General features: G+C 73.3%; 12 protein-coding genes. 3 read left to right on the plus strand and 9 right to left on the minus strand.

Going from position 1 to position 23,128, the window contains the following annotated elements; translation table 11 throughout:
- Window positions 1–20: 20 nt before the first annotated feature.
- Window positions 21–7,340, plus strand: coding sequence for a hypothetical protein (locus ACIBF7_RS27160; RefSeq protein ID WP_397198447.1), 7,320 nt, complete (start codon window positions 21–23; stop codon window positions 7,338–7,340).
- A gap of 43 nt (window positions 7,341–7,383) precedes the next feature.
- On the opposite strand, the gene ACIBF7_RS27165 is transcribed toward ACIBF7_RS27160, so the two are convergent.
- The 5 genes from ACIBF7_RS27165 to ACIBF7_RS27185 are packed head-to-tail and all read right to left on the minus strand — an operon-like array spanning window position 7,384 to window position 13,592.
- Window positions 7,384–8,970, minus strand: coding sequence for an acyl-CoA synthetase (locus ACIBF7_RS27165; RefSeq protein WP_397198448.1), 1,587 nt, complete (start codon window positions 8,968–8,970; stop codon window positions 7,384–7,386).
- Window positions 8,970–10,118, minus strand: coding sequence for a thiolase domain-containing protein (locus tag ACIBF7_RS27170; RefSeq protein ID WP_364225853.1), 1,149 nt, complete (start codon window positions 10,116–10,118; stop codon window positions 8,970–8,972). The genes ACIBF7_RS27165 and ACIBF7_RS27170 overlap by 1 nt, the downstream gene beginning before the upstream one ends.
- Window positions 10,118–11,137, minus strand: coding sequence for a thiolase domain-containing protein (locus ACIBF7_RS27175; protein WP_271278242.1), 1,020 nt, complete (start codon window positions 11,135–11,137; stop codon window positions 10,118–10,120). The genes ACIBF7_RS27170 and ACIBF7_RS27175 overlap by 1 nt, the downstream gene beginning before the upstream one ends.
- Window positions 11,138–12,031, minus strand: a complete 894-nt coding sequence (locus ACIBF7_RS27180; RefSeq protein ID WP_364225850.1) for an OB-fold domain-containing protein — start codon at window positions 12,029–12,031, stop codon at window positions 11,138–11,140.
- A gap of 16 nt (window positions 12,032–12,047) precedes the next feature.
- Window positions 12,048–13,592: an acyl-CoA synthetase gene (locus ACIBF7_RS27185; protein WP_364225847.1), complete on the minus strand. Its 1,545-nt coding sequence runs from the start codon at window positions 13,590–13,592 to the stop codon at window positions 12,048–12,050.
- A 124-nt stretch (window positions 13,593–13,716) separates the two neighbouring features.
- Here ACIBF7_RS27185 and ACIBF7_RS27190 point away from each other — a divergent pair, with 124 nt between their 5' ends.
- Window positions 13,717–14,526, plus strand: coding sequence for a crotonase/enoyl-CoA hydratase family protein (locus ACIBF7_RS27190; RefSeq protein WP_397198449.1), 810 nt, complete (start codon window positions 13,717–13,719; stop codon window positions 14,524–14,526).
- On the opposite strand, the gene ACIBF7_RS27195 is transcribed toward ACIBF7_RS27190, so the two are convergent.
- Window positions 14,523–15,629 (minus strand): nitronate monooxygenase family protein, encoded by a 1,107-nt coding sequence (locus tag ACIBF7_RS27195; protein WP_219543520.1) that lies wholly within the window; start codon window positions 15,627–15,629, stop codon window positions 14,523–14,525. The two genes, ACIBF7_RS27190 and ACIBF7_RS27195, sit on opposite strands and share 4 nt — an antisense overlap.
- Window positions 15,630–15,797: 168 nt before the next feature.
- Window positions 15,798–16,712, minus strand: coding sequence for a DUF3068 domain-containing protein (locus ACIBF7_RS27200; protein WP_148034153.1), 915 nt, complete (start codon window positions 16,710–16,712; stop codon window positions 15,798–15,800).
- A 119-nt stretch (window positions 16,713–16,831) separates the two neighbouring features.
- On the opposite strand from ACIBF7_RS27200, the gene ACIBF7_RS27205 reads away from it, so the two are divergent.
- Window positions 16,832–18,022, plus strand: coding sequence for an acyltransferase family protein (locus tag ACIBF7_RS27205; protein WP_397198450.1), 1,191 nt, complete (start codon window positions 16,832–16,834; stop codon window positions 18,020–18,022).
- Here the strand turns inward: ACIBF7_RS27205 and ACIBF7_RS27210 are convergent.
- Together ACIBF7_RS27210 and ACIBF7_RS27215 are read right to left on the minus strand one after the other, a co-directional pair.
- Complete coding sequence (locus ACIBF7_RS27210; RefSeq protein ID WP_397198451.1) at window positions 17,943–22,007, minus strand: alpha-(1->3)-arabinofuranosyltransferase family protein; 4,065 nt, start codon at window positions 22,005–22,007, stop codon at window positions 17,943–17,945. The two genes, ACIBF7_RS27205 and ACIBF7_RS27210, sit on opposite strands and share 80 nt — an antisense overlap.
- Window positions 22,004–23,125 carry a glycosyltransferase family 4 protein gene (locus tag ACIBF7_RS27215; protein ID WP_397198452.1) on the minus strand — a complete coding sequence of 374 codons (1,122 nt, stop codon included), beginning with the start codon at window positions 23,123–23,125 and terminating at the stop codon, window positions 22,004–22,006. The genes ACIBF7_RS27210 and ACIBF7_RS27215 overlap by 4 nt, the downstream gene beginning before the upstream one ends.
- Window positions 23,126–23,128: the final 3 nt, after the last annotated feature.

Genomic DNA, 23,128 nt, shown 5'->3' on the forward strand with positions numbered 1-23,128 from the left:
CGTAGTGCGATAGTGAGCGGGTGGCGGAATTCTCCCTGAGCCGGGGCGACATCGACGCCGGGCAGGGCATTCCAGGACACGGCGCCATGGACAGGCCACCACGCGACTCCAGATCCGCACGCGTCGCCTCAGAGCGGGTCGTCCAGGTGCACTCCGGCCACGACGATTTCACGGGCGTGACCGGCTCCGGGTACGTGGTCGCCCCCGGCCTGATCCTGACCTCCGCCCAGGTGATCGACCCCGCCGCCCCCTGCCACGTACGCGGCACCGGCCCCTGGACCCGGGCCCAGCCTGTCTGGCACGGCCACGGCCCCCTCGCCGCGGCCCTGCTCCACATCCCTGAGGTCCCCACCGTCCCACCGGCACCCTCACCGGCCCCGTCCGGGCGGAACCCCGGCTCGTCGGGCCCGTCCCGGCTTTCGGTGGGTGGGGCGCCTGGAGGGAGTGGTGGCGCGGCCCGCCCGTCCCCAGCGCGGGGAGCGGGCGGGGGCGGAGGGGATCCCGGCTCGCCGGACCCGTCGGGGTCGGACGCTTCGGGGATGCCCTGGGAGGGGTCCTTGGGGCCGGTTCGGTGGGGGCGGGTGACCGGGGATGGGGTGCGGTGCGTCGTCCGGGGTTTCGCCCGAGCGGATTCGCGGGGTGAGCCGCTGGTTTCGGTGGTGGCGGCCGCCGGTGCCGGGGCGGTGCCCGCTTCTCTGGGGGTCGAGTTTCCCGGCTCGCCGCCGGGTGCCTTCAGGCTCGGTTTCTCGGGCGCGGCCCTCTTGGCGGAGCCGACGGGTCAGCTCGTGGGGGTCCTCGTCTCCTGGTACGAGGACGGGCACGCGGATGTCGTACCGGTGGAGGCGCTGCTCCTGGACGACACCTTCCGCGCATGGGTGGAGGGTGACGCCCTTCCCGCGTCGGGGCTGCTGGAGGACGTGTCCGGGGACGAGCGGGTCGTCCTGCTCCCCGACCTGCTGGAACCGGCCACGGGAGAGCCTCCGGAGAACTGCCCGGACTGGTCGTTGCCGGTGGCGCGGCACGCGGTGGTGCCGTTCGTCGGCAGGAAGGCGGAGCTGACGGCGCTGCGAAACTGGGCCGCCGGGCCCGAGCCGCTGTCGGCCGCGCTGATCACCGGGCCGGGCGGGTCCGGGAAGAGCAGGCTGGCGGTGGAGCTGTGCGCGGAGCTGTCGGCGGCCGGGTGGGACGCCGGGCTCCTGCCGGCGACGGCTCTCGTGGGACCGCTGTCGGATCCCACCGTCCGGCTCGACGCGTCGCGGCCCACCCTGCTCGTGCTCGACTTCCCCGAGCCGTCGGCCGCCCTGGTGGCCGAGCTGGTGCGCGGCCTGGCCGCCCACCGGCACAACCCGCGTATCCGTCTCCTGCTGGTGGCCCGTACCTCCGTGGGTGCCGCCCCGCCTCCGGCCGCCTGGTGGCGTCGGCTGGACACCGCCGCCGGCGGCCGTCTCAAGCGCCTCATCCGCGCGACCGTCCGCCTGGAGGACCACCCCCTGACCCTTCCGGAGCGCGCGGGACACGCCGCCGCCGCCATCCGCGCCTTCGCCACGCGGCCCGGGGCAGGTGATGGACTCGACCGGATCCGCCCGTTTCCGCTCGACGACCCCTTGTACGCGGTCCCGCTGCGGGTCCATCTGGCGGCCCTCATGCGGGTGCGCGGCCATGAGGCGGGACCCGGCAACGAGCTGGTCCACCGCTTCCTGAACCGCGAACGCGAGCGGTGGTCGGCGTCGCCGGGAGCGCCGGACGACGGCGTGGCGGGCGCGGCGATGGCGGTGGCCATGCTGTTCGCGCCGTCGCCGAGGGAACTGCGGGCCCTGCTGTCCGTCGTACCCGGCCTGGAGGAGGACCGGAGGGCCGAGGTCGCGGCGTGGGTCGCGGGGCTGTTCCCGCCGGACGTACGGGGTGGGCGGCCCTCCGAACAGCGGGTTCCCGCCGTACAGAGCGGGTGGCCCCCCGAGCAACAGGCCTCCGCCGTACAGAACGAGCGGCCCTCCGAACAGCAGGTTCCCGCCGTACAGAACGAGCGGCTCGCCCAGCAGCAGACCCCTGACGCGCAGGGCAGCCGGGTCCCCGACGTGCGGGGTGGGTGGTTCTCCAGCGGGCGGCTTGCCTCTGATGGGCAGAGGCTGTCCGGCAGGCTGGTGATCGATGTGCCTGATGTGGTGGTCGGGCAGGTGTTGGAGGAGACGGCGGGGCTGGAGTCGCTGGTGACCGCCGTACACGATCATCCGGGTCGGACGGCGGCGCACCTGGCGCGGATGCTCGACGTGCTGCGGGTCTGCGCGGATCACGGGCGGGTACGGGTCGCGCTGCGGTCGCTGGTCGTGCACCGGCTGGACAGGATGTTGTGCGAGGCCGCCTTGGGGCCGGGCGAGCAGCTCGGCGACCGGCTCAACGCGGTGCTCCAACTGTTGCGGGATGAGCCGGAGGTGGCCGGGGCGGTCGCGGCGCTGCCGCCGTGGCAGGCGGGGCATCCCGGGGTGCGGGCGCTGAGGGTGACGCTGGCCGAGATGCTGGTGGAGCGGCTCAGGGGCGGGAAACGGGCCGACGTCGCCACGGCGCTGTCCACGGCGTCGGCCTGGCTGGCGGCGGCGGGGAGGTTGCCCGAGGCGGTGGTCGCGGCGGGTGAGGCGGCCGAGATCTTCGCGGCGGCTCCCCCGTACGAGCAGGCGGAGGGGCAGGCGGAGGCGCTGTTCAACCAGGCGGCGTGCCTGCTGCTTTCGGGGGTGCCGGAGCTCGCGGTCAGGCCCGCGCGGGAGGCTGCGGCGCGGTTCAGGATCCTGGTGGAGGAGGATCCGCGGTACGCGGCGCACGCGGAGCGGGCCCAGTACAACCTGGCCTGCGCGCTGGCGGGGACGGGGCGGCTGCGGGAGGCGGTGTCGGCGTTCCTGGCCGCGGGCGGGGATGTGCTGCTGGCCGGGGACATGGAAGCGGTCCTCTCCGTGCTGCCCGACCCGGCCGGGCTCTCTCCCGGCCTTTCCTACGAGACCTCGTCGTACGGAGAAGCTGCGGGGGTACGTGAAGGCGCCCCACCGACCGGTCCCTCGCCATACGACAGAGCTCCTGGGGTTCGTGAAAGTGCCCCGACCGGTACCCCGCCGTACGAGGGAACTCCGGGGGTGCGTGAAGGTGCCCCATCAACCGGTACCCCGTCGTACGGAGGAACTCCAGGGGTACGTGAAGGCGCCCCACCGACCGGTCCGCCGCCAGACGACGGAACTCCGGGGGTGCGTGAAGGTGCCTCACCGAGTGGCCCTCCGCCGTACGGGAGGGCTGCGGGGGTGTATCTGGACGATGGCGCACCGTACGTGAGTGCTCGAAGGGCTGGTGTGCCGTTGGGTGTGGGGGATGATGCACGGCCCGTGGGTGGGGAGGGCTTGTCGGGTGGTTCCTCGCCGTATGGAGGGGTGCGTCCGGGGGGTGACGGGTCGGTGGGGGGTTCCGCGCCTGGCTCTCGTGAGGGGTGGGCGTTGGTGGGGGGTGGGGTGCTGGGGCCGCTGGATGAGTTGGACGAGGAGCGGCTGGTCGGGCTGGGGGCCGGGCTGGCGGTGGAGGTCGCCAAGGCCGTGCGGGGGGTGGCGGTCACCGATCTGGAGGTGTGCCGGCGGCTCGACCGGCTGGGGTCGCGGCTGGACCGGCAAGGGCGGGGAGAGGCGGCCGTGGTGGTCGCCGGTGAGGCGGTCGTGCGGCTGCGCGGGATCGCGGCGGAGGAGCCGGGGTTGCGTGCGGTGCTGGCCGGGGCGGCCGGGCTGGCGTCGCGGGTGCACGGGGAACGGGGGGATCTCCAGGCCGCGGTGCGGAGTGCCGGGGAGGCGGTGGAGAACCTGCGGGCGCTGGCCGTCCTGGAACCGGGGCGGCACGGGCGGGACCTGGCCGAGCGGCTGCGGGACCTGGGCGAGTACCTGCTGCTCCGCCGGTTGCCTGAGGAGGCGCTGGACTCGCTGCGGGAGGCCGTGTGGGTGGCCGACGGGCTCGGTGACGGGCATGACCGGTTGATGGCCGGATGCCGGCGGCTGCTCGGGATGTGCCTGGTGGAGCTGGATCGGCCCGCCGACGGGCTGGCGCAGTTCGAGACGGCGGCCGGGTTGCTGCGGGAACTGGGCGACGAGGATCGACTGCGGCGGGATGTGGCGGGATGGGTCCGCCGCTCGCGCGCGCTCCTGGGACGTGCCCTGCCACTCGCCGAATCTGTGCTCCCGGACGAGGAATTCCCCACAGACTCCGTACGGACGCGTCACCAGACGATCGCCGACGACGGGCAGGCGTCGGCGGCGGACTCCTCGCAGGCACCGTACGGAGCAGCCGAGGACGGACGGGCCAGAAACAGGCCACCTGCGGAGGACTTCCGACAAGCACGACACGCGACACCTGCAGAGGACTTCGGGCCGACACTTCGCGGGACGCCCGCCGAAAACCCCGAACCAACACCTCACGGGACACCCGCCGAAAACCCCGAACCAACACCCCGCGAGACACCCGCCGAAAACCCCGAACCAACACCCCGCGAGACACCCGCCGAAAACCCCAAACCAACACCCCGCGAGACACCCGCCGAAAACCCCAAACCAACACCTCGCGGGACGCCCGAAGAGGGCTTTGGATTTGCACTTCGCGGGGCCTATGACAGGCGCTTCGTGGAGGGGTTGTCGCTGGTTGGGGTGGCGGTGGGGGGTGGGGAGAGTGTGGAGCGGGCCGAGGAGGCGTTGGCGGTTCTCGTGGCGGGAGGAGAGACGGACGTCGGCGCGCTCGCCGAGGCTCAGGCGCATCTGGCGTGGGTGTGGGCGGGAGCCGGGCGGGCGCGGGACGCGGTGGTGCTCGCCTCGCGGGCTGCCGGGTTGCTGCTCGGGCACCGGAGGGATGGCGCCCGGCCGCAGGGTGACCGCGCGCGCCCGGGACCCGTGTGGGAGGAGGGCCTTCGCGCGCGAGGAGAGGACGAGGATCGCCGGCGGCGCGGGGATGACGTGCGGTTGTGGGGGAAGGTCGAGGCGGCTCTGGGGCGGGGGTTGCTGGGGGCGGGGCGGTTCGAGGAGGCGTTGCCGCACCTGGTGGCGGCGGTGGACGCGGACGAGGGGGCGGCGGAGCGGGTGCTGCTGGTCGCCTGTGCGTGGACCGGGCTGGAGCGGTGGGAGGAGGCGGAGGAGGCGGCCGGGCGGGCGGCGGAGCTGGTGCGGGAGCCGCTGGGGCGCGCTGTCGCGTTGCGGCTGCTCGCCGGGGCGCGGTTCGCGCGGGGGGACTTCGGCGGCGCGCTGGAGGCCGCCGGCGGGGCGGTCGAGGCGTTGCCGGAGGAGGCGACGGTGCCCAGGCGGTTGCTGGCCGGGACGTGCCTGCAGCTGCGGGGGCTGTGCCGGGTGCGGTTGGACGACGACGAGCGGGCGGGGCTGGACCTGGTGCGGGGTACCACGCTGATCGCCGGGCTGCTGGACGACCACGGGCCGCTCGCGCCGGAGCCGGCCGCCACGCACCTGCTCGCCCTGCTGGCGCTCGGTGAGCTGCAGCAGGATCCGGCGCCGTTCCTGGCGCGGGCGCTGGAGGTCAGGCCGTTGCCGCCCCCGGATGCGCTGCGGGTTCTGCTGGACGATCTCGCCGACCTTCTGGACGGGGCGGGCGAGGTGGATCTGCTGGGGCCGATGACCGCGTTCGCCGAGGCGTTCGTGCGCGAGGTTCCGGTCCGCGCCCGTCCGGAGCTGCACGAGTCGCTCGGCGACTGCCTGGCACGGTACGCGGCGCTGACCGGCGAGGCGGCGGCGGCCGAGGCGGCGGTGCGGGTGTTCCAGGGGCTGGCGGCGGCCGGGCCGCGCTACCGGGCCCGGCTGGGGATGGCGGCGGCCGACCCCCGCCACCGGGCCCGGCTGGGGGTCGCGCTCGCCGCGCTGGCCGGGATCGAGCACGAGCTGGCCCGCCCGGTGCTCGCCACCCTGGAGCAGGCCGCCCACCTGCTGGCCGGTACGCCGGAGAAGGCGGCGCTGGCCAGGACGCTGACGCTCTACGGTGACGCGCTGCTGGGCGCGCGCCGTCCGGTGGAGGCGCTGGCCCATCTGGAGCGGGCCGCCGACCTGTGCGACGAGCTGGACGAGCCCGATGTCGCCGCCATGGCGTACTCCTGCCTGGGTGCGGCGCTGGCCGCGCTGGACCGGCCGCAGGCCGCGCTGGAGGCGGTCGCCTGGTCGGTGGCCGAGCAGGAGCGGCTGCCGGAGGGCCACCCGGCGGCGCGGGCCAGGGCGGACGAGGTGCGCGGGCTGGTGCTGCGCCGGATGGGCAGGAAGCGGGAGTCGCTCGCCCATCTCGTGGAGGCGGTCAACCAGTACCGGCGGCTGCCCCGTACCGCTGCCCGGCGGCTGGCGGAGGCCGAGGTGGCGGTGGTGATCGTGGACGACATGCTGGCGGACGGGCGGGCCGGCGAGGCGGTGGAGTACGCGGCGCTCGCCGTCGACGGGTACGCCGGATCCCCGGCCGCCAGGCTCAAGCAGGCGCTGGCCAAGCAGCGGCTGGTCCGCTGCCACCTGATGCGCGGCGCGCTGGGCGAGGCGGCTCCGCTGGTGGAGGAGCTGATCGTGGACGCCAGGCGGGCTCCTGGCGATCTCACGTACCGGGCGGTGCTCGCGGACTCGCTCGCGCAGAGCGCGGAGCTGCTCACCATGCTGCACCTGGACGACGGGCCGCGGGCGGAGGCCAGGGCTCGGGAGGCGATCAGGCTGTACGACGGGCTGATCGCGGCGGGGGTGGGCGCCGAGAGCGTGCACGCCGGGCGGGCGGGCGCCAACCTGTCGCTGGCGGCGGCGCTGTCGTCGCAGGAACGGTACGAGGACGAGGTGGCGCCGCTGCGTGAGGCGGTGACGGCGCTGGAACGGTACGCGCCGGGCAACCCTGTGCTGGGCGGCCATCTGGCCAGGGCGATGCTCATGCTGGGCGACGCGCTGCTGGCGGCGGGCCGGGCGCCGGAGGCGAGCGCGGTGCTGCACCGGGGGACGCGGGTGATCCGGGACGGCTACCTGAGCGCGGTCGCCCACTACCAGCTCGGCCTGTGCGAACTGCGGCTGGGGCGCGACGAGGCCGCCGACGCGGCACTGCGCTCCGCGGACGCGCGACTGCGCGAGCTGCTCGACGCCGAAGGCGGCGGCGGTGACGGCGGTGACGGCGGCGACGGCGGCGACGGCGGCGACGACGACGACCGCGACGGTGGCTACAGGTACGGGGACGGCGGGTACGACGAGGAATTGGTCGAGATGCATCGGGACGTGCTGCGGGCGCGGCTGGGGTTGAACGAGCGGGCCGGGCGGGCCGGGGAGGTCGCGCTGGTGGAGCACGACCTCATCAGCCTTCGGTGGTTCCGGCCCCGTTGACCGGTGGTTGACCAGCACAGGGCCCGCGCCGGCCCTGCGCTGGTCAAGATTGCGCGGCCAGCACCGTGTCCCTGGCCCACCGGTAGTCGGCCTTGCCCGACGGCGAGCGCTCCATGCGCGGCACGAACGCGTACGAGCGCGGCACCTTGTAGCCCGATAACTGCTTCCGGCAGTGGGCGTCGAGCTCCTCGGCGGTGACGGCGGCGCCGGGACGCGGCTCGACCACGGCGGCCACCCGGTTGCCCCACCGCTCGTCCGGCACCCCGGTGACGACCGCGTCGAAGACGGCCGGGTGCCCCTTGAGCACGGCCTCCACCTCTTCGGGGAACACCTTCTCGCCGCCGGTGTTGACGCACTGCGAGCCGCGCCCGTACACGGTGATGGTGCCGTCCTCCTCGACGGTGGCCAGGTCGCCGGTGAGCAGCCAGCGGGTGCCGTCCTCGGTGGTGACGAAGGTGCGGGCGGTCTTGTCCGGGTCGTTGTAGTAGCCGAACGCGATGCGGCCGGCCTTGGCGACGGTGCCCAGGTCGCCGGAGCCGGGCCTGACGGGGTGCAGCCGGTCGTCGAGCACGACCAGCCTGGCGTGGGGGTTGGGCCGGTAGCGCAGGCCCGTCTCGGGGGTGGCCCCGTCGATCCCGTCGGCGGTGTAGCCGGCCTCGGTGGAGCCGAAGTTGTCGCGGATCAGCACGTCGGGCAGGAGCTCCTGGAGCCGGTCGCGTACGGTGCCGCTCAGGATCGCGCCGGTCGAGCTGAGCACGAACAGCGACGACACGTCGTAGGAGCCCCGCTCCAGCGCCTCGGCGAGCGGCCTGGCCATGGCGTCGCCGGTGATGTTCATCGTGAGCACCTTCTCCCGCTCGACGGCCCGCCACACCTCGTCGGGGTCGAACGTGCGCACGTACACCATGGTCGCGCCCATCCAGAAGGCGATGAAGGTGCCCATCTGGGCAGCGCCGTGCATGAGCGGCGCGGCGGCCATCATCGCGATCGGGCTCGCCTTGACGGCCTCGTCGACCACCTCCTGCGGGGTGGCGCGCGGCTCGCCGGTCGGGTTGCCGCCGCCGAAGGCCATGAACAGGTCCTCGACGTGCCACATCGCGCCCTTGGGCATGCCGGTGGTGCCGCCGGTGTAGATGATGTAGACGTCCTGCCCGGACCGCGGCCCGAAGCCGCGCCCCGGGTCGCCGCTCCGCAGGGCTTCCTCGTACGAGATCGCGCCGGGGATGCCGGGCGGGCCGTTGACCGCGATGAGATGGCCCAGCCGGGGCGCCTGGCCGGCGACGGCGGCCACGCGGGGCTCGAACTCGACGTCGTACAGCAGGGCCCGGATGTCGGAGTCGCGGTAGAGGTAGAGCAGCTCGGCCTCGACGTACCGGTAGTTGACGTTGACCGGGACGGCGCGGAGCTTCAGGGTGGCCAGGAGGCCGGCCACGTACTCGATGTCGTTGCAGAGGTGGATCCCCACGTGGTCGCCGGGCCCGATGCCGCGGTCCTGGAGGTGGTGGGCGAGCCGGTTGGCCTCGGCGTCCAGCTCGGCGTAGGTGCGGCGGTCCGGCCCGCAGACCACCGCCGTGCGGTCCCCGATCGCGTCGGCCACCCCTTCGAACAAGTCAGCGTGGTTGAACTCCATCACGGCTTCTCCCGTCCGACGATCCACATGGCGAAGAACTGCGCTCCTCCCCCGTACGCGTGCCCGAGTGCCAGGCGTGCCCCGTCGACCTGGTGCTCTCCGGCCATGCCGCGCACCTGCAGCGCGGCCTCGGCGAACCTGATCAGCCCGGACGCCCCGATGGGGTTGCTGGACAGCACGCCGCCGGAGGGGTTCCACGGGATGTCCCCGTCGAGCGCGGTGGCGCCGGACTCGGTGACCTTCCAGCCCTCGCCCTCGGCGGCGAAGCCGAGGTTCTCCAGCCACATCGGCTCGTACCAGGAGAACGGCACGTACACCTCGGCCACGTCGATCTGGCGGCGCGGGTCGGTGACGCCGGCCTGCCGGTAGACGTCGGCGGCGCAGTCCTTGCCGGCCTGCGGGCTCACGGTGTCGCGGCCGGCCCTGGAGAGCGGCTCGGAGCGCATGGCGGCGCCGTGCACCCAGGCCGGGGTGCCGGTGGCGGCTTGTTCGGACGAGAGCACGATCGCGCAGGCGCCGTCGCTGGACGGGCACGACTCCAGGTAGCGGATCGGCTCCCACAGCATGGGCGTGGACTCGACCATCGCCCGGTCGATGCCGGGGATGCGCAGGTGCGCGTACGGGTTCTTGAGCGCGTTGAGCCGGTCCTTGACGGCCACGAGCGCGCCGACGTGGCCGGGGGCGCCGCTCCTGCGCATGTACTCCCTGATGTGCGGGGCGAAGTAGCCGCCCGCGCCGACCACCAGCGACGAGCTGAACGGCAGGTGGGTGGAGAGCGCCCAGGTGGCGTTGGACTCCGACTGCTTCTCGAAGCCGACGACCAGCACCCGTTCGTGCACGCCGGACTGGATCAGGCCCGCGCCGACGAGCGCGGTGGAGCCGCCGACGCTGCCCGCGGTGTGCACGCGCAGCATCGGCTTGCCCGCGGCGCCGAGCGCGTCGGCGAGGTACGCCTCGGGCATCATGACGCCTTCGAACAGGTCGGGCGCCTTGCCGATGACGACGGCGTCGATGTCCTTGAACGTCAGCCCGGCGTCCTCCAGCGCCCGCAGCGCCGCCTCGCGCACCAGCCCGGCGATCGACACGTCCCTGCGCTTGGTCGTGTAGCGCGTCTGCCCGACGCCGATCACGGCGCAGCGCTCAGCCATCAGGCCTCCAGTACGGTGACGAGGTTGTGCTGCAGGCAGGGGCCGCTCGCCGCGTGGCCGACGGTGCGGCGGGCGGATCCGTCGTGGATGCGGCGGGCCGCCTCGCCGAGGCGGATCAGCCCGGCGGCCATGACGGGGTTCGCGGCCAGCGGGCCGCCGGACGGGTTGATCACGGTGTCGTCGGGCAGGTCGAGCGCCCGGCGCAGGATCGGTTCCTCGTGCGCGAACTGGGCGTGCAGCTCGGCCACGTCGACCGGTCCCTTGCCGACGCCCGCCGCGCGGCCCGCGTCGGCCGCCGACGGCGACCGGCTGAGGTCGCGCAGGCCCAGGTAGTGCGGCTCGATGCGGTGCGCGATGCCGGTGATCCAGGCGGGGGTGGCGCACAGCTCGCGGGCCCGGTCTCCGGCGGCGAGCACCACGGCCGCCGCGCCGTCGGTGATCGGCGCGACGTCCGACGCCTTCAGCGGCTCGACCGCGTACCCGTCGGGCAGCTCTTCCGGCAGGTCCAGCGCGTACGGGTTGCGCCTGCCGTCGGCGCGGCTGCGGCGCGCGATCGCGTCCAGCTCGGCCCGTCCGGCGCCGAGCGCCGACGCCTGCAGCGCCGCGTACGAGAGCTGGTCCAGGCCGAGCGGCGCCAGGTAGTACGGGTCGAGCTGCAAGGTCATGATGGCCCGCAGGTCGCCCTGGCTGGACTTGCCGAACCCGTACACCAGGGCGGTGTCCACGTCGCCGTGCTGGAGCCGCACCCACGCCTCGTACAGGGCCCAGGCGCCGTCCATCTCCACGTGGCTCTCCGAGATCGGCGGCCAGGCGCCGACCGCGTCCAGCGCGGAGACGAACGAGAACGGCGCCCCCGCCAGGTAGTCGCAGCTGCCCGAGCAGGTGAAGCCGAACCGTTTCTGCCCGGTCAGCGCCTTGACCTCCTCGATCACGGGCAGGATCAGCTCGGGCTCGGACAGCCCGGTGTCGTGGGCGGTGTGCCGGGTCTGGGCGAAGGCGACGATCGCGACCTGTCTCATTCACAGCTCCACATCGGGTTCGCCGGTGGGCGCGAACCACCGGATGTTCGCCATGGACGCGGTCCGCTCGCTCTCGGGCACCCACTCGGCCTTGACCCGCATGCCCTGCCGCACCTCGTGCGCGGGGACGCCGCCGACGAGCGCGATCACGGGCACGTCGGACCGGTCGAGGAGCACGTACGCGGAGACGAAGGGCACCTCGGGGGCGCGCGGGTCGGGCAGGTTGTTGATCGCGAACGTGGTGACCGTGCCGGTGTCGGGCAGCTCGACCTGCTCGCCGATCGCGATCCCGCACTCGGGGCAGGACAGCCGGTAGGGCACGTACACCTTCCCGCAGCTCGCGCACCTCCCGCCGACGAAGACGCCGCGCCTGATCCCCTCCAGGAAGACGCGGAGCGCCCCGCCGGCCTGGAGCGTGTACGGGACGCGGACCGGCGAGACGATCCTGGTGACCTCGGGGGCGAAGCAGGCGAGATCGGTGATGTGGCCCGAGCGTTCGCCGCGCCACACCGGCCACACCCGGGTGCCGGGCGTGACCGCCTTGGGGTTGCCCGCGTCGACGGCGTGCACGAGCGCGGTGTCGGCGCCGTCCAGCTTGATCATGGCCCAGGCGAAGGGCCGGTCCAGCGGGTGCCCGGGGCGCGGCTCGGCCACCCAGGCGGACGCGGTGACGGTCCCGGCCGGGCCGACCTCGACGTACTCGCCGGTCACCGCGTCGCCGGTGGCGGGGTCGTACTCCAGCGCGGGGACGAGCACCCGTCCGTCGGCGGTGCGCACCCCGACGATCCGTCCGGCGCGCAGCTCGGTCAGGAACCGGCCGATCACCGGTCCCGTCGAGCGGGTGTAGCCGCCGGGGAACTCCAGCACGTGCTCCGCGGTCAGCGGATCGGACATGCACCCTCCCGGGTGGTCAGATGGCTCGGTCGCGGCCCTCCCAGTACGGGGCGCGCAGCTTGCGTTTGAGCAGCTTGCCGTTGGGCTCTCGGGGCATCTCGTCGATGAAGTCGACGGTTCTCGGCCACTTCATCCTGGCCAGGCGGCCCTCCAGCGAGGCGAGGATCTCCGCGGCCAGCTCCGGACCGGGCGCCGCGCCGGGCGCGGGCTCGACGACGGCCTTGATCTGCTCGCCCCACTCCTCGTCGGGGATGCCGAACACCGCCACGTCGGCGACCTTCGGGTGGATCATGATCTCGTTCTCGATCTCGGCCGGGTAGATGTTCGCGCCGCCGGAGATGATCATGTCGGCCTTGCGGTCGCACAGGAACAGGAAGCCGTCCTCGTCCAGGTAGCCGATGTCGCCGACGGTGAAGAAGTCCTTGAGCCGGTTCGCCTCGGTCTTGGCCGGGTCGCCCTTGTACTCGAAGGAGGCGCCCATCATCTTCATGTAGATCGTGCCGGGGGTGCCGGCGGGCACCGGCTCGCCCGAGTCGTCGGCGATGAGCAGCTCGGTGATGGGCCAGGCGTTGCCGACCGTGCCGGGGTGCGCCTTCCAGTCGCCGGGCGTGGCCAGGGTGCCGCCGCCCTCGGTGGCCGCGTAGTACTCGTACACGACGTCGCCCCACCACCGGAGCATGTCCTGCTTCACCGGTACGGGACAGGGGGCGGCGGCGTGGATCATCCACTTCAGCGAGGACAGGTCGTACTTCCCCCGCACCTCTTCGGGGAGGGCGAGCAGGCGCTTGAAGTGGGTGGGCACCAGGTGGGAGCTGGTGACCCGGTGGCGCTCGCAGAGCCTGAGCATCTCCTCGGCGTCCCACCGGTCCATGTAGACGAGCGTGTGGCCCATGTGCAGGGCGGTGCCGCCGAACTGGCTGACGGCGGTGTGGTAGCTGGGCGAGGTGACCAGGTGGGCGTTGGGCCGCCCGGGGGTGACGCCGAACAGGCCGAGCAGGAACGTCATCAGCTCCGCCCCGTCGTCGGGGTCGAGGCCGGTCAGCGGGCGGCGCACGCCCTTGGGCCTGCCGGTGGTGCCGGAGGTGTAGTGCATGGTGGCGCCGGCCGTGCGGTCGGCGGGCATGGTGTCCGGCTGCCCTTCGGTCAGCTCGTCCAGCGGCCGGAACCCGGGCAGGTCCGCCACGGCGAAGCGCCGCTCGGGGGCGACGGCCTCCGCCGCACGCGTCGCCTCTGCCGCGTACCGGGGGTGGGTGACGAACGCCTTGGCCTCGCTGTCGGTCAGGATGTACGCGATCTCCGGCCCGGTCAGGTGCCAGTTGATCGGCGTGTAGTACCAGCCTGCCTGGAGGGCCGCCAGGTAGAGCACGAGCCCGTCGGAGCCGTTGGGCACCAGCCCGCAGAGGCCGTCGCCGGCCCGCAGGCCGAGCGCGCGCAGCCCGTGGGTGAGGCGGTTCGCGCGGGCGAGGAGGTCACCGGCCCGGTGCTCGGTGCCGTCGGGGTCCACGGCCGCGATCCAGCCGGGGTCCGCCTGCGCCAGCCGCCAGAAACCGAGCGTGCCCATCGGTACTCCTCACCAGGTCGTACGAGGCCCCCGAACCGGCGAAATAAGAACAGGTTCTCATTTCTTTCGGGCAGCGTAACCCGCGGCTATGGTGTGAGCAAGCGCTTGATTTCAGGAGGAGTGAGTGGAGCTTCTGCCGATCAGCACCCCCCACTGCCGCGTGGAACGTGACCACCACGTGGTGATCGTCACCATGAACCGCCCCGAGGCCCGCAACGCGCTCTCCTCCGACATGCTCATCGGCATGGCGAGCGCCTGGGCCTACGTGTCGGCCGAGCCGGACGTCAGGGTGGCGATCCTGACGGGCGCGGAGGGCACGTTCTGCTCCGGCGCCGACCTCAAGGCGATGTCCGCTCCCCCGTCGGACCCCGAGGTCGTGGCGCGTGGCGAGAAGATCGCCAACTACCACTGGAAGGGCCTGCTCCGCGAGGACCTGCCCGCCAAGCCGGTCATCAGCGCCGTCGAGGGCTACGCGGTGGCGGGCGGCACCGAGCTGCTCGTCGGCACCGACCTGCGGGTGGTGGCGGAGTCGGCCACCCTCGGCCTGTTCGAGGCCAGGCGCGCGCTCTTCCCGATGGGCGGCAGCGCGGTCCGCCTGCCGCGCCAGATCCCGTACTGCCACGCGATGGACCTCCTCCTCACGGGCCGTTCCGTCACCGCCGCCGAGGCGCTGGCGATGGGCCTGGTCAACCGGGTCGTCCCCGACGGCGAGGCGCTGGCCGCCGCCCGCGAGCTGGCCGCGAGCGTGGCGGCGGCCGGGCCGCTGGCCGTCCAGGCGATCCTGCGCACCTACCGCGACACCCAGGGCCTCGCGGAGGCGGAGGCGCTCAAGGTGTCGGACGAGCTGGGCTGGCCGGTGATCGGGTCGGAGGACGCCAAGGAGGGCACCCGCGCCTTCCGCGAGAAGCGCCCCCCGACCTACCGGGGCCGTTAGTCGCGGGTGATGCGGCCGAGGCGTTCGAGGGCTTCGGCGAACTCCTCGACCAGGGAGTAGACCACGTCCTTGGTCGAGCGGACCTGGTTGGTGATGCCGATGATCTGGCCCGCGGGGAAGGTCGCCAGCTCGGCGGCGTCGGAGCGGCCGATGCGCCGCAGCGCGTCCGAGACCAGCATGAACTGCAGCGGCATCGGCAGCGTGCCCGGCGACTCCTGCGCCTCCCAGGCGTCGGTCCACTCGTTCTTGAGCAGCCGGGCGGGCTTGCCCGTCCAGCTGCGGGAGCGGACCGTGTCGCGGGAGGTGGCGGCGAGGATGCGCTGCCTGGCCATCTCGGGGGTGTCGGCCTCCTCGACGGTCAGCCAGAGCGAGCCGGTCCAGACGCCCTCCGCGCCCAGCGCCATGCCCGCGGCCATCTGGCGGCCGTTGCCGATGCCGCCCGCCGCCAGCACCGGCACGTCCACGGCGTCCACGACCTGCGGGATGAGCACCATCGTGGAGATCTCGCCGGTGTGGCCGCCCGCCTCGGTGCCCTGCGCCACGACCACGTCCACGCCCACCTCGACCTGCTTGAGCGCGTGGCGCGGGGTGGAGGCGAGGGCGGCGACCTTGACGCCGTGGGCGTGCGCCTGCTCCACCACGTCGGCGGGCGGCGGGCCGAGGGCGTTGGCCAGCAGCGCGATCGGGTGCCTGAGCGCGACCTCCACCTGCGGCCGGGCGGTGGCGTCCGTCCAGCCGAGCAGCACCCGGCCGGCGTCGGCGTCCTGCGACAGCGGCGGCACGCCGTGGCTGGACAGCAGGTTCTCGACGAACTGCCGGTGCCCCTCGGGGATCATCCCCTGCAGGCGGCCGACGAGCTCCTCCGCCGGGAACTCGGCGCCCTCGTAGGAGGCCGGCATGACGACGTCCACCCCGTACGGCTTGCCGTCCACGTGGTCGTCGATCCAGGCGAGCTCCCGTTCGAGCTCTTCGGGGGTGAAGTAGAGGGCGCCGAGCACGCCCATTCCGCCTGCCTTGCTGACGGCGGCCACCACGTCGCGGCAGTGGCTGAACGCGAAGATCGGGAGGTCGATTCCGAACATGTCCGTCACACGGGTCCGCATGTCCCGACGATACGACCGGGAAGACCGAACTGCAACACGTTCTACTGCTAGATGTTTCGCTCGTACCGGCGAGTAACTTTTTATTGGAACACGTTTCAATTTTCGTTGTAACGGTCCCGGAAAAAGTAAAAGGGCCCGCACGCGGCGGGCCCCGGGGTCGGAAAAGGATCAGGCGGTGCGGCGGCGGCCGAGCACCACGCCGGCGAGGATCAGCGCGACGCCCACGACGAGCAGGACGAGGGGGATGGTGTTGCGCAGCAGGTTGATCTGGCTCTTGCCGTCCTGGGCGTTGCTCACCAGGCCGTTCACCGTCTCCTCGGTCATCTGGGCGGTGGCGACGAAGGCCGCGGCGCGCTCCACGCCGTCCTGCGTCTTCAGCACCTCGTGCCGCTGGACCTCCTGCTTGACCGGGGAGCCGGTGACGGGCTCGATCCAGTAGGTGGTCTTGCCGTCGTACCAGCGGTCGATCTGCACGTCACCGGTCACGTCGGTGATGCCGACGATGTTGGCGGGGATCGTCTGCGTGGAGGTCTTGGTGGCCGGCACCAGCTGCTCGAACACGTACGTGTCGAGGCCGTTGACCTTCTCCTCGCGCACGAACGTCGCGTCGAAGGCCTGCTTGGCGGTGGAGTTGAAGACCTTGTACGTCTTCTTCTCCACGTCGAACGGCCACTTGTAGATCTGGCCCTCCAGCGTGACCGGGGCCTTGGCGATGTTCACGCCGCAGCAGTTCACGGCCTCGCCGGTGTACTTGTTGAAGGCGCTGCGCCGGTCGGAGATGTCCACCGACCTGCGGTTGTTGGTCACGTCGTTGACCACCGTGGCCTCGTCCCAGACGACCCGGTCGCCGGTGGCGTCCTTCACGTCACCACGGGTGGTGACGATGATCTCGAGGTCGGCGTTCAGCACCTTGAGATCCTGGCGGGAGAAGTACTGGGCGCCCTTCGCCTCCAGGGTGGAGATGCCGAACTGGTTCGCCGGCGCGGAGATCAGCTGGTCCGCCGCCCAGAATTTCAGGAGCGGGGCGAGCGCGATGAAAAACGCGCCGAGCCCGATGAGGACGAGCGTTGAAATACGACCCATCGAGACCTCCGCAAAATTAGAACGTGTTGTCGTCGGGATTGTATGACCTGGATCAAAGTATGACAGTGCGTGATCGGCGTCACCCGCCGACCACGAGCCGCAACCAAATCGATAGAAACATGTTCTATCGTGGTTTCGCCGACGAGACCCCGGGGGTGAGAGCACTGAAGAGAGACGCCGCTCTCGACGGCATCCGCGCCCTGGCCGCGCTCGGCGTGTGGCTGCTGCACGTGGCCAGCAACACCGGCGTGATGTACGGCGAGGGCATGTACGCCTGGCTGCTGTCCCGCCTCGGGATGGCCGTGCCGGTGTTCTTCCTGCTGTCCGGCCTGCTGCTCTACCGGCCGTGGGCCAAGGCCGCCATCGAGGGCGCACCGCGCCCCGCCGCCGGGCTCTACCTGTGGCGGCGGGCGCTGCGTGTGCTGCCGGTCTACTGGCTGGTCGCCTCGCTGGCGCTGTGGGCGTGGACGCCGCTCGACTGGACCGGCTGGGTGGTCTGGCTGCTCCTGCTGCAGAACTACGTCCCCGGCCTGCACAGCGCCGAGGGCCTCTACCAGATGTGGACGCTGCCCATCGAGATGGCCTTCTACCTGGTGCTGCCGCTGCTCGGCTGGGCGCTGCACCGGTGGGCGGCCCGGGGCGGCAACGTGCCGGCGCGGCTGCTCTGGGGCATCGCGGTGCTGCCGGTGGTCTCGGTGGCCACCGTGGTGGCCGCCAGGGTCCTGGAGGTGCCGGACCTCGCGCTCTGGCTCCCGTACCACCTGGTGTTCTTCGCCTGCGGCATGGCGATGGCGGTGCTGTCGGTCTGGCTCGGCGGCAGCCGGGTGATCGGCTCGCTCGCCCCCCAGCTGCTGGTGCTCGCCTTCCTGCTGTACGCGGTGCTGTCGACGCCGCTGGCCGGGCCGCGCACGCTCACCCTGCCGACCCTCGGGGAGTCCATGGTCAGGATGACCCTGGAGGCGGCCGTGGCCGTCCTGCTGGTGGCGCCGTTCGCGCTCGCGCCCGACCCCGGCTCGCTGCGCCACAGGCTGCTCGGCAACCCGGTCGCCGCCTACCTGGGCCGCATCTCCTACAGCTTCTTCCTGTGGCACGCGCCGGTCATCACGCTGCACCGGCAGATCACCGGCGACCCGCCGTTCACCGGCGACTTCACCAGCCTGGCCGTGGTGTCGTTCATCGTGTCGCTGCTGCTCAGCATCGCGAGCTATCACCTGATCGAACATGTCGCCCTCACGCTCGGCCGGCGCCGGTCAGCACCTGCTCGGCCACCGGAAGCTCCGGCTCCGCGGCCGGTGGCTCCCGCCGCGTGACGAGCTGCCCGAACAGCGCGCCCATGGCCGCGCACGCGACGAGCTGCGGCACGTGGTCCATCAGCATCCCGGCCTCGATCCCGTACGAGCGCAGCGTGAGCGCGACGGCCTGGGCGCCCGCCGCCGCGCAGAACAGCCCGGCCGGCAGCCAGTACGCGCCCCACCCGCGGCCGTCCAGCCACAGCGCCAGTGCCCCGGCGGCGACCAGGGCGAGCATGCCGGGCGTGCCCGCGATCCAGTAGCCGAACGCCAGCCCCGCCACCGCCGCGTACGGCGCCCGCCAGCTCGACAGCCGCGAGAGGGCGGCCGGCGCGGTCGCGCGCACGTGCTCGGGGCGCGGCCCGAGCGGTATCAGGGAGAGCAGCGCCAGCAGCGCGATCCCGCCCAGCCCGGCGGCGAGCGCGAACCAGTAGGGCCGGTCCGGCGTGTACTCCATCCGCACGACGCCCGACGAGCCGGCGGGCAGCTCCCAGGCCTGCTTCCAGCCGTCGATGCGGACCGGCCGGAGCGTCCGGTCGCCGATCTTCGCCCGCCAGCCGGCGTTGAAGTTCTCGCCGACCACCAGGAAGGCGTCGTCGGGCGCGCTCACGTGCACCTCGCGCGCGGACTGCGTCCAGGTGCCCGGCACCGCGGCGGCCTCCACCTGGCGCGGCGTCTCCGGCAGGGCGCCCACGACCAGGTTCTCCACCTGGAACGGCTCCCAACCGGCCACCTTGACCCGGTTGTCGCCCGCCAGCAGCTCCGCCTTCTCGCACCCGGTGATCCGCACCGGCCGCTGCTCCAGCAGGTCTCGGTGGCTGCCGGCGACGCGGGTCTCGACGACCTGGCCGTTCACCTCGATCCGCGGGCCGGTGCCGCAGTCGAGCCGGAGCGGGATGTCGCCGGGGGTGCTCGCCTTGGCCACCCCCGGGATGGCCAGCTCGGTGACCTGCACCCGCTGCGTGAGCGGGTAGAAGCGGATCTTGAGCTGGGTGGTGGTGATCGGGTCGAAGCTGACGTGGCCCCGCTCGTCCACCCGGCCGCCGCGGGAGACGCCGCCGTCTCCGGTGACCACCACGTCGAGCGACTGGGTGTCGCTGCCCGGCCTGCCGACCTGGATGCGGGAGATCTTCTTCTTGCCCTTCCACGCGACGGTCAGCGCGGGCTCGCGGTCGCCGTCGGCCGGGACCCAGGTGGTGGTCAGGTCGCCGTCGAACGCCGACCGGGGCGAGACCACCGCGTCCTCGCTGAGCTGCGAGGTGCCCGACACCCGCGTGACGCCGCCGCTGACCCGGGTGAACCGGTCGACGAGCGCGCTGTCGCGCAGCACGGCCGACCCGCGCACGGTGACGGCCCGCTCCGCGTCCGCGGTGAACGTGCGGTCCAGGCCGGTGCTCTCCTCCCCGGTACGCGCGAGCCGCGGGGGATTGCACACCCACCGGTTCAGGCTGCGCACGCACCCGGGCCGGGCGTCCAGGCCGCGGTCCATGACGAACACGTCGCCGCCGGAGCCGGGCAGCCGGATCGTCCTGCCGGGGGTCACCCCTGGCACGCTGAGCTCGACGATCCCGGCGCGCTGCCCGTAGGTCCAGTCACCGGGCCGGACGGACAGGATCGTGACCCGGATCCACGAGGTCGGCCCCTCGGGCAGGGTCAGCCACTGCGGGTCCGTGGTCTGCTCGACGTCCTGCTCCCGGCGGCCCGCCTCGGTCTCGACCGCCACCCGGTCCACCGTCTGGCCGAGCAGGAGCTCGGCGGCGAACATCGCACGGACGCGGGAGACCTCCCGGCGCGCGGGCAGGTCGACCTGGAGCCACTCGCCCTCGGGCGTGCGCGCGCCGTCGGTCTCCCAGCCGGTGCGCACGTCGCCGTCCATCGCCGACCAGGGGCCGCGCGAGGGGTCGCTGATCCCGGCGGGCGCGCCGGCGTCGGCGGCCGAGGAGGAGGCCGAGACGCCGGCGATGCCGTCGTACTCGGCGGTGGCGGTGTTCTCCAGCCAGCCCTTCTCCATCAGGTCCAGGGCCAGCACGCCGCTGAAGTCCGCCCGCCGGTCCTCGGTGAGTGTCGGGCTGATGTTGGAGCGCAGCTCGCCGAAGTGCCGCTCGCGCAGCCGCAGCGCGTCGCTCACCACGGCCGGCGCCTCGACCCCGGCCGCGTCGTCGTTCACCAGGACCGGGCCGTCGCCGAGCAGGCCCAGGTCGCCCATGCTGAGCAGCGAGTCGGGGCCGCCGCGCACCCGCAGCGCGTCCGCCGCCGGGCGTACGGTGACCAGGTCCGACGGCTCCGACACCTCGTACAGGTCGAGCGCGGGGAAGGCGGCGTCGAGCGAGTCGACGGCGTCGTCGCCGAACACGTCGCCGACCGGCTCGCCGAACGAGCGCACCTTGGTGACGCCGGGCGACTCGCTCATCGCCTCGTGGATCCTGGCCGGCCAGGCGCCCGCGAGCTGCTCCCTGAGCAGGTCGTTCCTGGCGAGCACGTAGCGGACGCCCATGCGGCGCAGCACCTCGGTCAGCCCGGCCGAGCCGTGGCCGGACGTCAGCCGCTGGTCGACGGCGTCCAGCAGCCTGCTCAGCCCCACCGAGCCCGGCGGGGTGATCTGGCGGGCCGTCCACCGGACGCTGGACAGGGGCTGGAGCGGCTCGTCCATCGGCCGGCCCCACACGTACTCGCCGAACGAGGCGCCGGGCACGACCAGCACGCCCTCGTCACCGGCGTTCTCGTCCAGCCAGGCGGCGGCCTGCCGCCAGTGGTCCGGCACCTGCTGGAAGACCCCCGGGTACGCCAGGCCCTGGTTGAAGACCGGCAGGACCAGCGCGGCGAACGCGCCCGCCGCCACCGCCCGCAGCGGCAGCCTGGCCCGGCCGAGCACGCTCGCCAGCAGGTGGGCCAGCCCGAACGCGAGCGCGAGCCGGATGAGCGGGTCGAACTTGCGCAGGTTGCGCAGCGGCGCGAGCGGGCCGTCCAGCAGCCACCGGATCGGCTCGGCCACGGCGGGCTCCAGCGCGCTGATGTGCCCGGCCGTCACCGCCGCCGTCCCCACCAGGAAGAGCGCGATGAGGAAGCCCCTGGCGGGCAGGTCGCGGCGGGCCAGCCCGGCCAGGCCGAGCGCGGCGATGACGCCGGTGACCGCCACCATCGCGCCTGAGGTCGCGATCGCGTACCCGGGCGGCTGCTCGAACACGCCGCTGAGCGGCAGGAAGCGCACCCAGTCGGAGGCGCCGCGCAGCACGTTCGTCAGCGACGTGACCTGCGTGGTCGCCGCCGAGGTCTCGGTGTAGGGCAGGAACGAGAACGCGTACCGGCCCACCAGCAGCAGCGGCAGCGACCAGAAGAGGGTGGCCACCGCGACGGCGGCCGTCCACCAGCCGAGCATCCGCCAGCGCGGCACCGGGCGCGGCCGGGTCAGGATGTAGACGACGGGGGCGACCAGCACGGCCAGCACGGCGACCGCGTTCACCCCGCCGCACAGCGCCACGGCCAGTCCCGACCGGACCGCCGCCCTGGCCCGCTGCCCCGTCTCGGCGGCGGTGAGCAGCGGGATCAGGATCCACGGCAGCATCGCGGCGGGCAGCCACTCGATCGAGATCTCGCCGACGATCGACAGCGCGCGGGGGGCCAGCGCGTACGCCAGGGCGCCCGCGACCCTGGTGCCCGGCGTGCCGACGCCGAGCTTGGCGGCCAGCCGCTCGGCGCCCAGGAACGCGACACAGAACAGCAGCGTCAGCCAGAGCCGCTGGGTGATCCACGGCTCGACGCCGGCCAGCTCGCCGAGGGCGAAGAAGGGGCCCATCGGGAACAGGTAGCCGGCCGCCTGGTTCTGGAGCTGGCCGAAATGTTGCAGATCCCACAGGTGGGTGGCGCGCTCCAGCCAGCCGAGCGGGTTCAGCGCCAGGTCGAGCTTGGTGTCGGGGATGAGGTGGCCGGGCTTGGTGGTGAACGCCAGGATCGCGAAGCCGGCACAGCACAACACCAGCCAGAAGCGGTGCCGGGCCTTCTCGGTCACCGCTCCTCCACGTCCGCACCGGTGATCAACGCCATGAGGCGGTCGGCGCTGGCGTCCCAGGAGAACCGTCCAGCCCATTTCCGACATTTCATGTTATAGGTGTCCGGACCCCGGTCAGTCAGCTCGTCCGCGACCTCGTCCAGCGCCGCGCCGAGGCCTTTGGCCAGGTCAGCGACCGGTGTGCCGCCCTCGGGGACCAGCCAGCCCGTCTCGCCGTCCCGTACCGCGTCCCGGAGCCCTTCCACGTCGAAGGCGACGGTCGGCACGCCGAGCGCGGCCGCCTCCACCACGCACAGCCCCCAGCCCTCGCCCTGCGAGGCGGTGACGTGCACCCAGGCGGCGGCGATCAGGCGCGCCTTCTCCTCCTCCGGCAGGTAGCCGTGGAGCGTGACGCCCCCGGGGAGCCGCGCGCGCAGCGCGGCCTCCTCCGGGCCGCGGCCGATGACGTCGACGACCAGGCCAGGCCGCTGCTCCCGCAGCTCCGCCACCGCGTCCAGCAGCAGGCCGACGCGCTTGTGCGCGACGAGCCTGCCGACGCAGACGACGCGCGGCACCGGGCTCTTGGGGACGTCGTTCTCGGGCGGGCCCGTGCTGACCCCGTTGTGCACCAGGTGGATCGGTCCGATCCAGCGCAGCCGCTCCCGCATGGCGCGCACGGTGGACGGCGACACGGCCACGCCGGTGTGCCGCCGGTAGGTCCAGCGCGACACCGGCCCTTCCAGGAACCGCCCCACCGCGGCCAGCCACCACGGCAGGTGCAGGCCGAACTGCCGGTCGTGCACGTGGTGCACGACGCACAGGACCCTGGTACGGCGCGGCAGCACCCACGGCGTGAAGAACGGGATGCCGTTCTGGCAGTCGAGCACCGCGTCGAACCGGGTGCGCCGGACCAGGAGCCAGAGCAGCACCAGCGGGTAGACGGTGAACACCCCGCCCATCCGGCGCACCCGTACGCCGTCGCGGGTCTCCGCCCGCGACTGACCGGGCGCCCGCGCGGTGACGAACGAGACCGCGTGGCCCGCGCGGGCCATCCGGCACGCCAGCTCCCAGGCGTAGGTCTCGGCGCCGCCGGAGGCGGGGTGCCAGGGGTCGCGCCAGTTGACGACGGCGACGTTCATGGG

The sequence above is a fragment of the Nonomuraea sp. NPDC050478 genome (assembly GCF_044458265.1).
GTDB lineage: Bacteria > Actinomycetota > Actinomycetes > Streptosporangiales > Streptosporangiaceae > Nonomuraea > Nonomuraea ferruginea.

Coding starts and splice junctions, on each gene's coding strand:
- ACIBF7_RS27165 (WP_397198448.1), bottom strand. CDS start 8,970: ATGGAGTTCAACCACGCTGACTTGTTCGAAGGGGTGGCCGACGCGATC.
- ACIBF7_RS27175 (WP_271278242.1), bottom strand. CDS start 11,137: ATGAGACAGGTCGCGATCGTCGCCTTCGCCCAGACCCGGCACACCGCC.
- ACIBF7_RS27215 (WP_397198452.1), bottom strand. CDS start 23,125: ATGAACGTCGCCGTCGTCAACTGGCGCGACCCCTGGCACCCCGCCTCC.
- ACIBF7_RS27170 (WP_364225853.1), bottom strand. CDS start 10,118: ATGGCTGAGCGCTGCGCCGTGATCGGCGTCGGGCAGACGCGCTACACG.
- ACIBF7_RS27195 (WP_219543520.1), bottom strand. CDS start 15,629: ATGCGGACCCGTGTGACGGACATGTTCGGAATCGACCTCCCGATCTTC.
- ACIBF7_RS27200 (WP_148034153.1), bottom strand. CDS start 16,712: ATGGGTCGTATTTCAACGCTCGTCCTCATCGGGCTCGGCGCGTTTTTC.
- ACIBF7_RS27180 (WP_364225850.1), bottom strand. CDS start 12,031: ATGTCCGATCCGCTGACCGCGGAGCACGTGCTGGAGTTCCCCGGCGGC.
- ACIBF7_RS27185 (WP_364225847.1), bottom strand. CDS start 13,592: ATGGGCACGCTCGGTTTCTGGCGGCTGGCGCAGGCGGACCCCGGCTGG.
- ACIBF7_RS27205 (WP_397198450.1), top strand. CDS start 16,832: ATGTTCTATCGTGGTTTCGCCGACGAGACCCCGGGGGTGAGAGCACTG.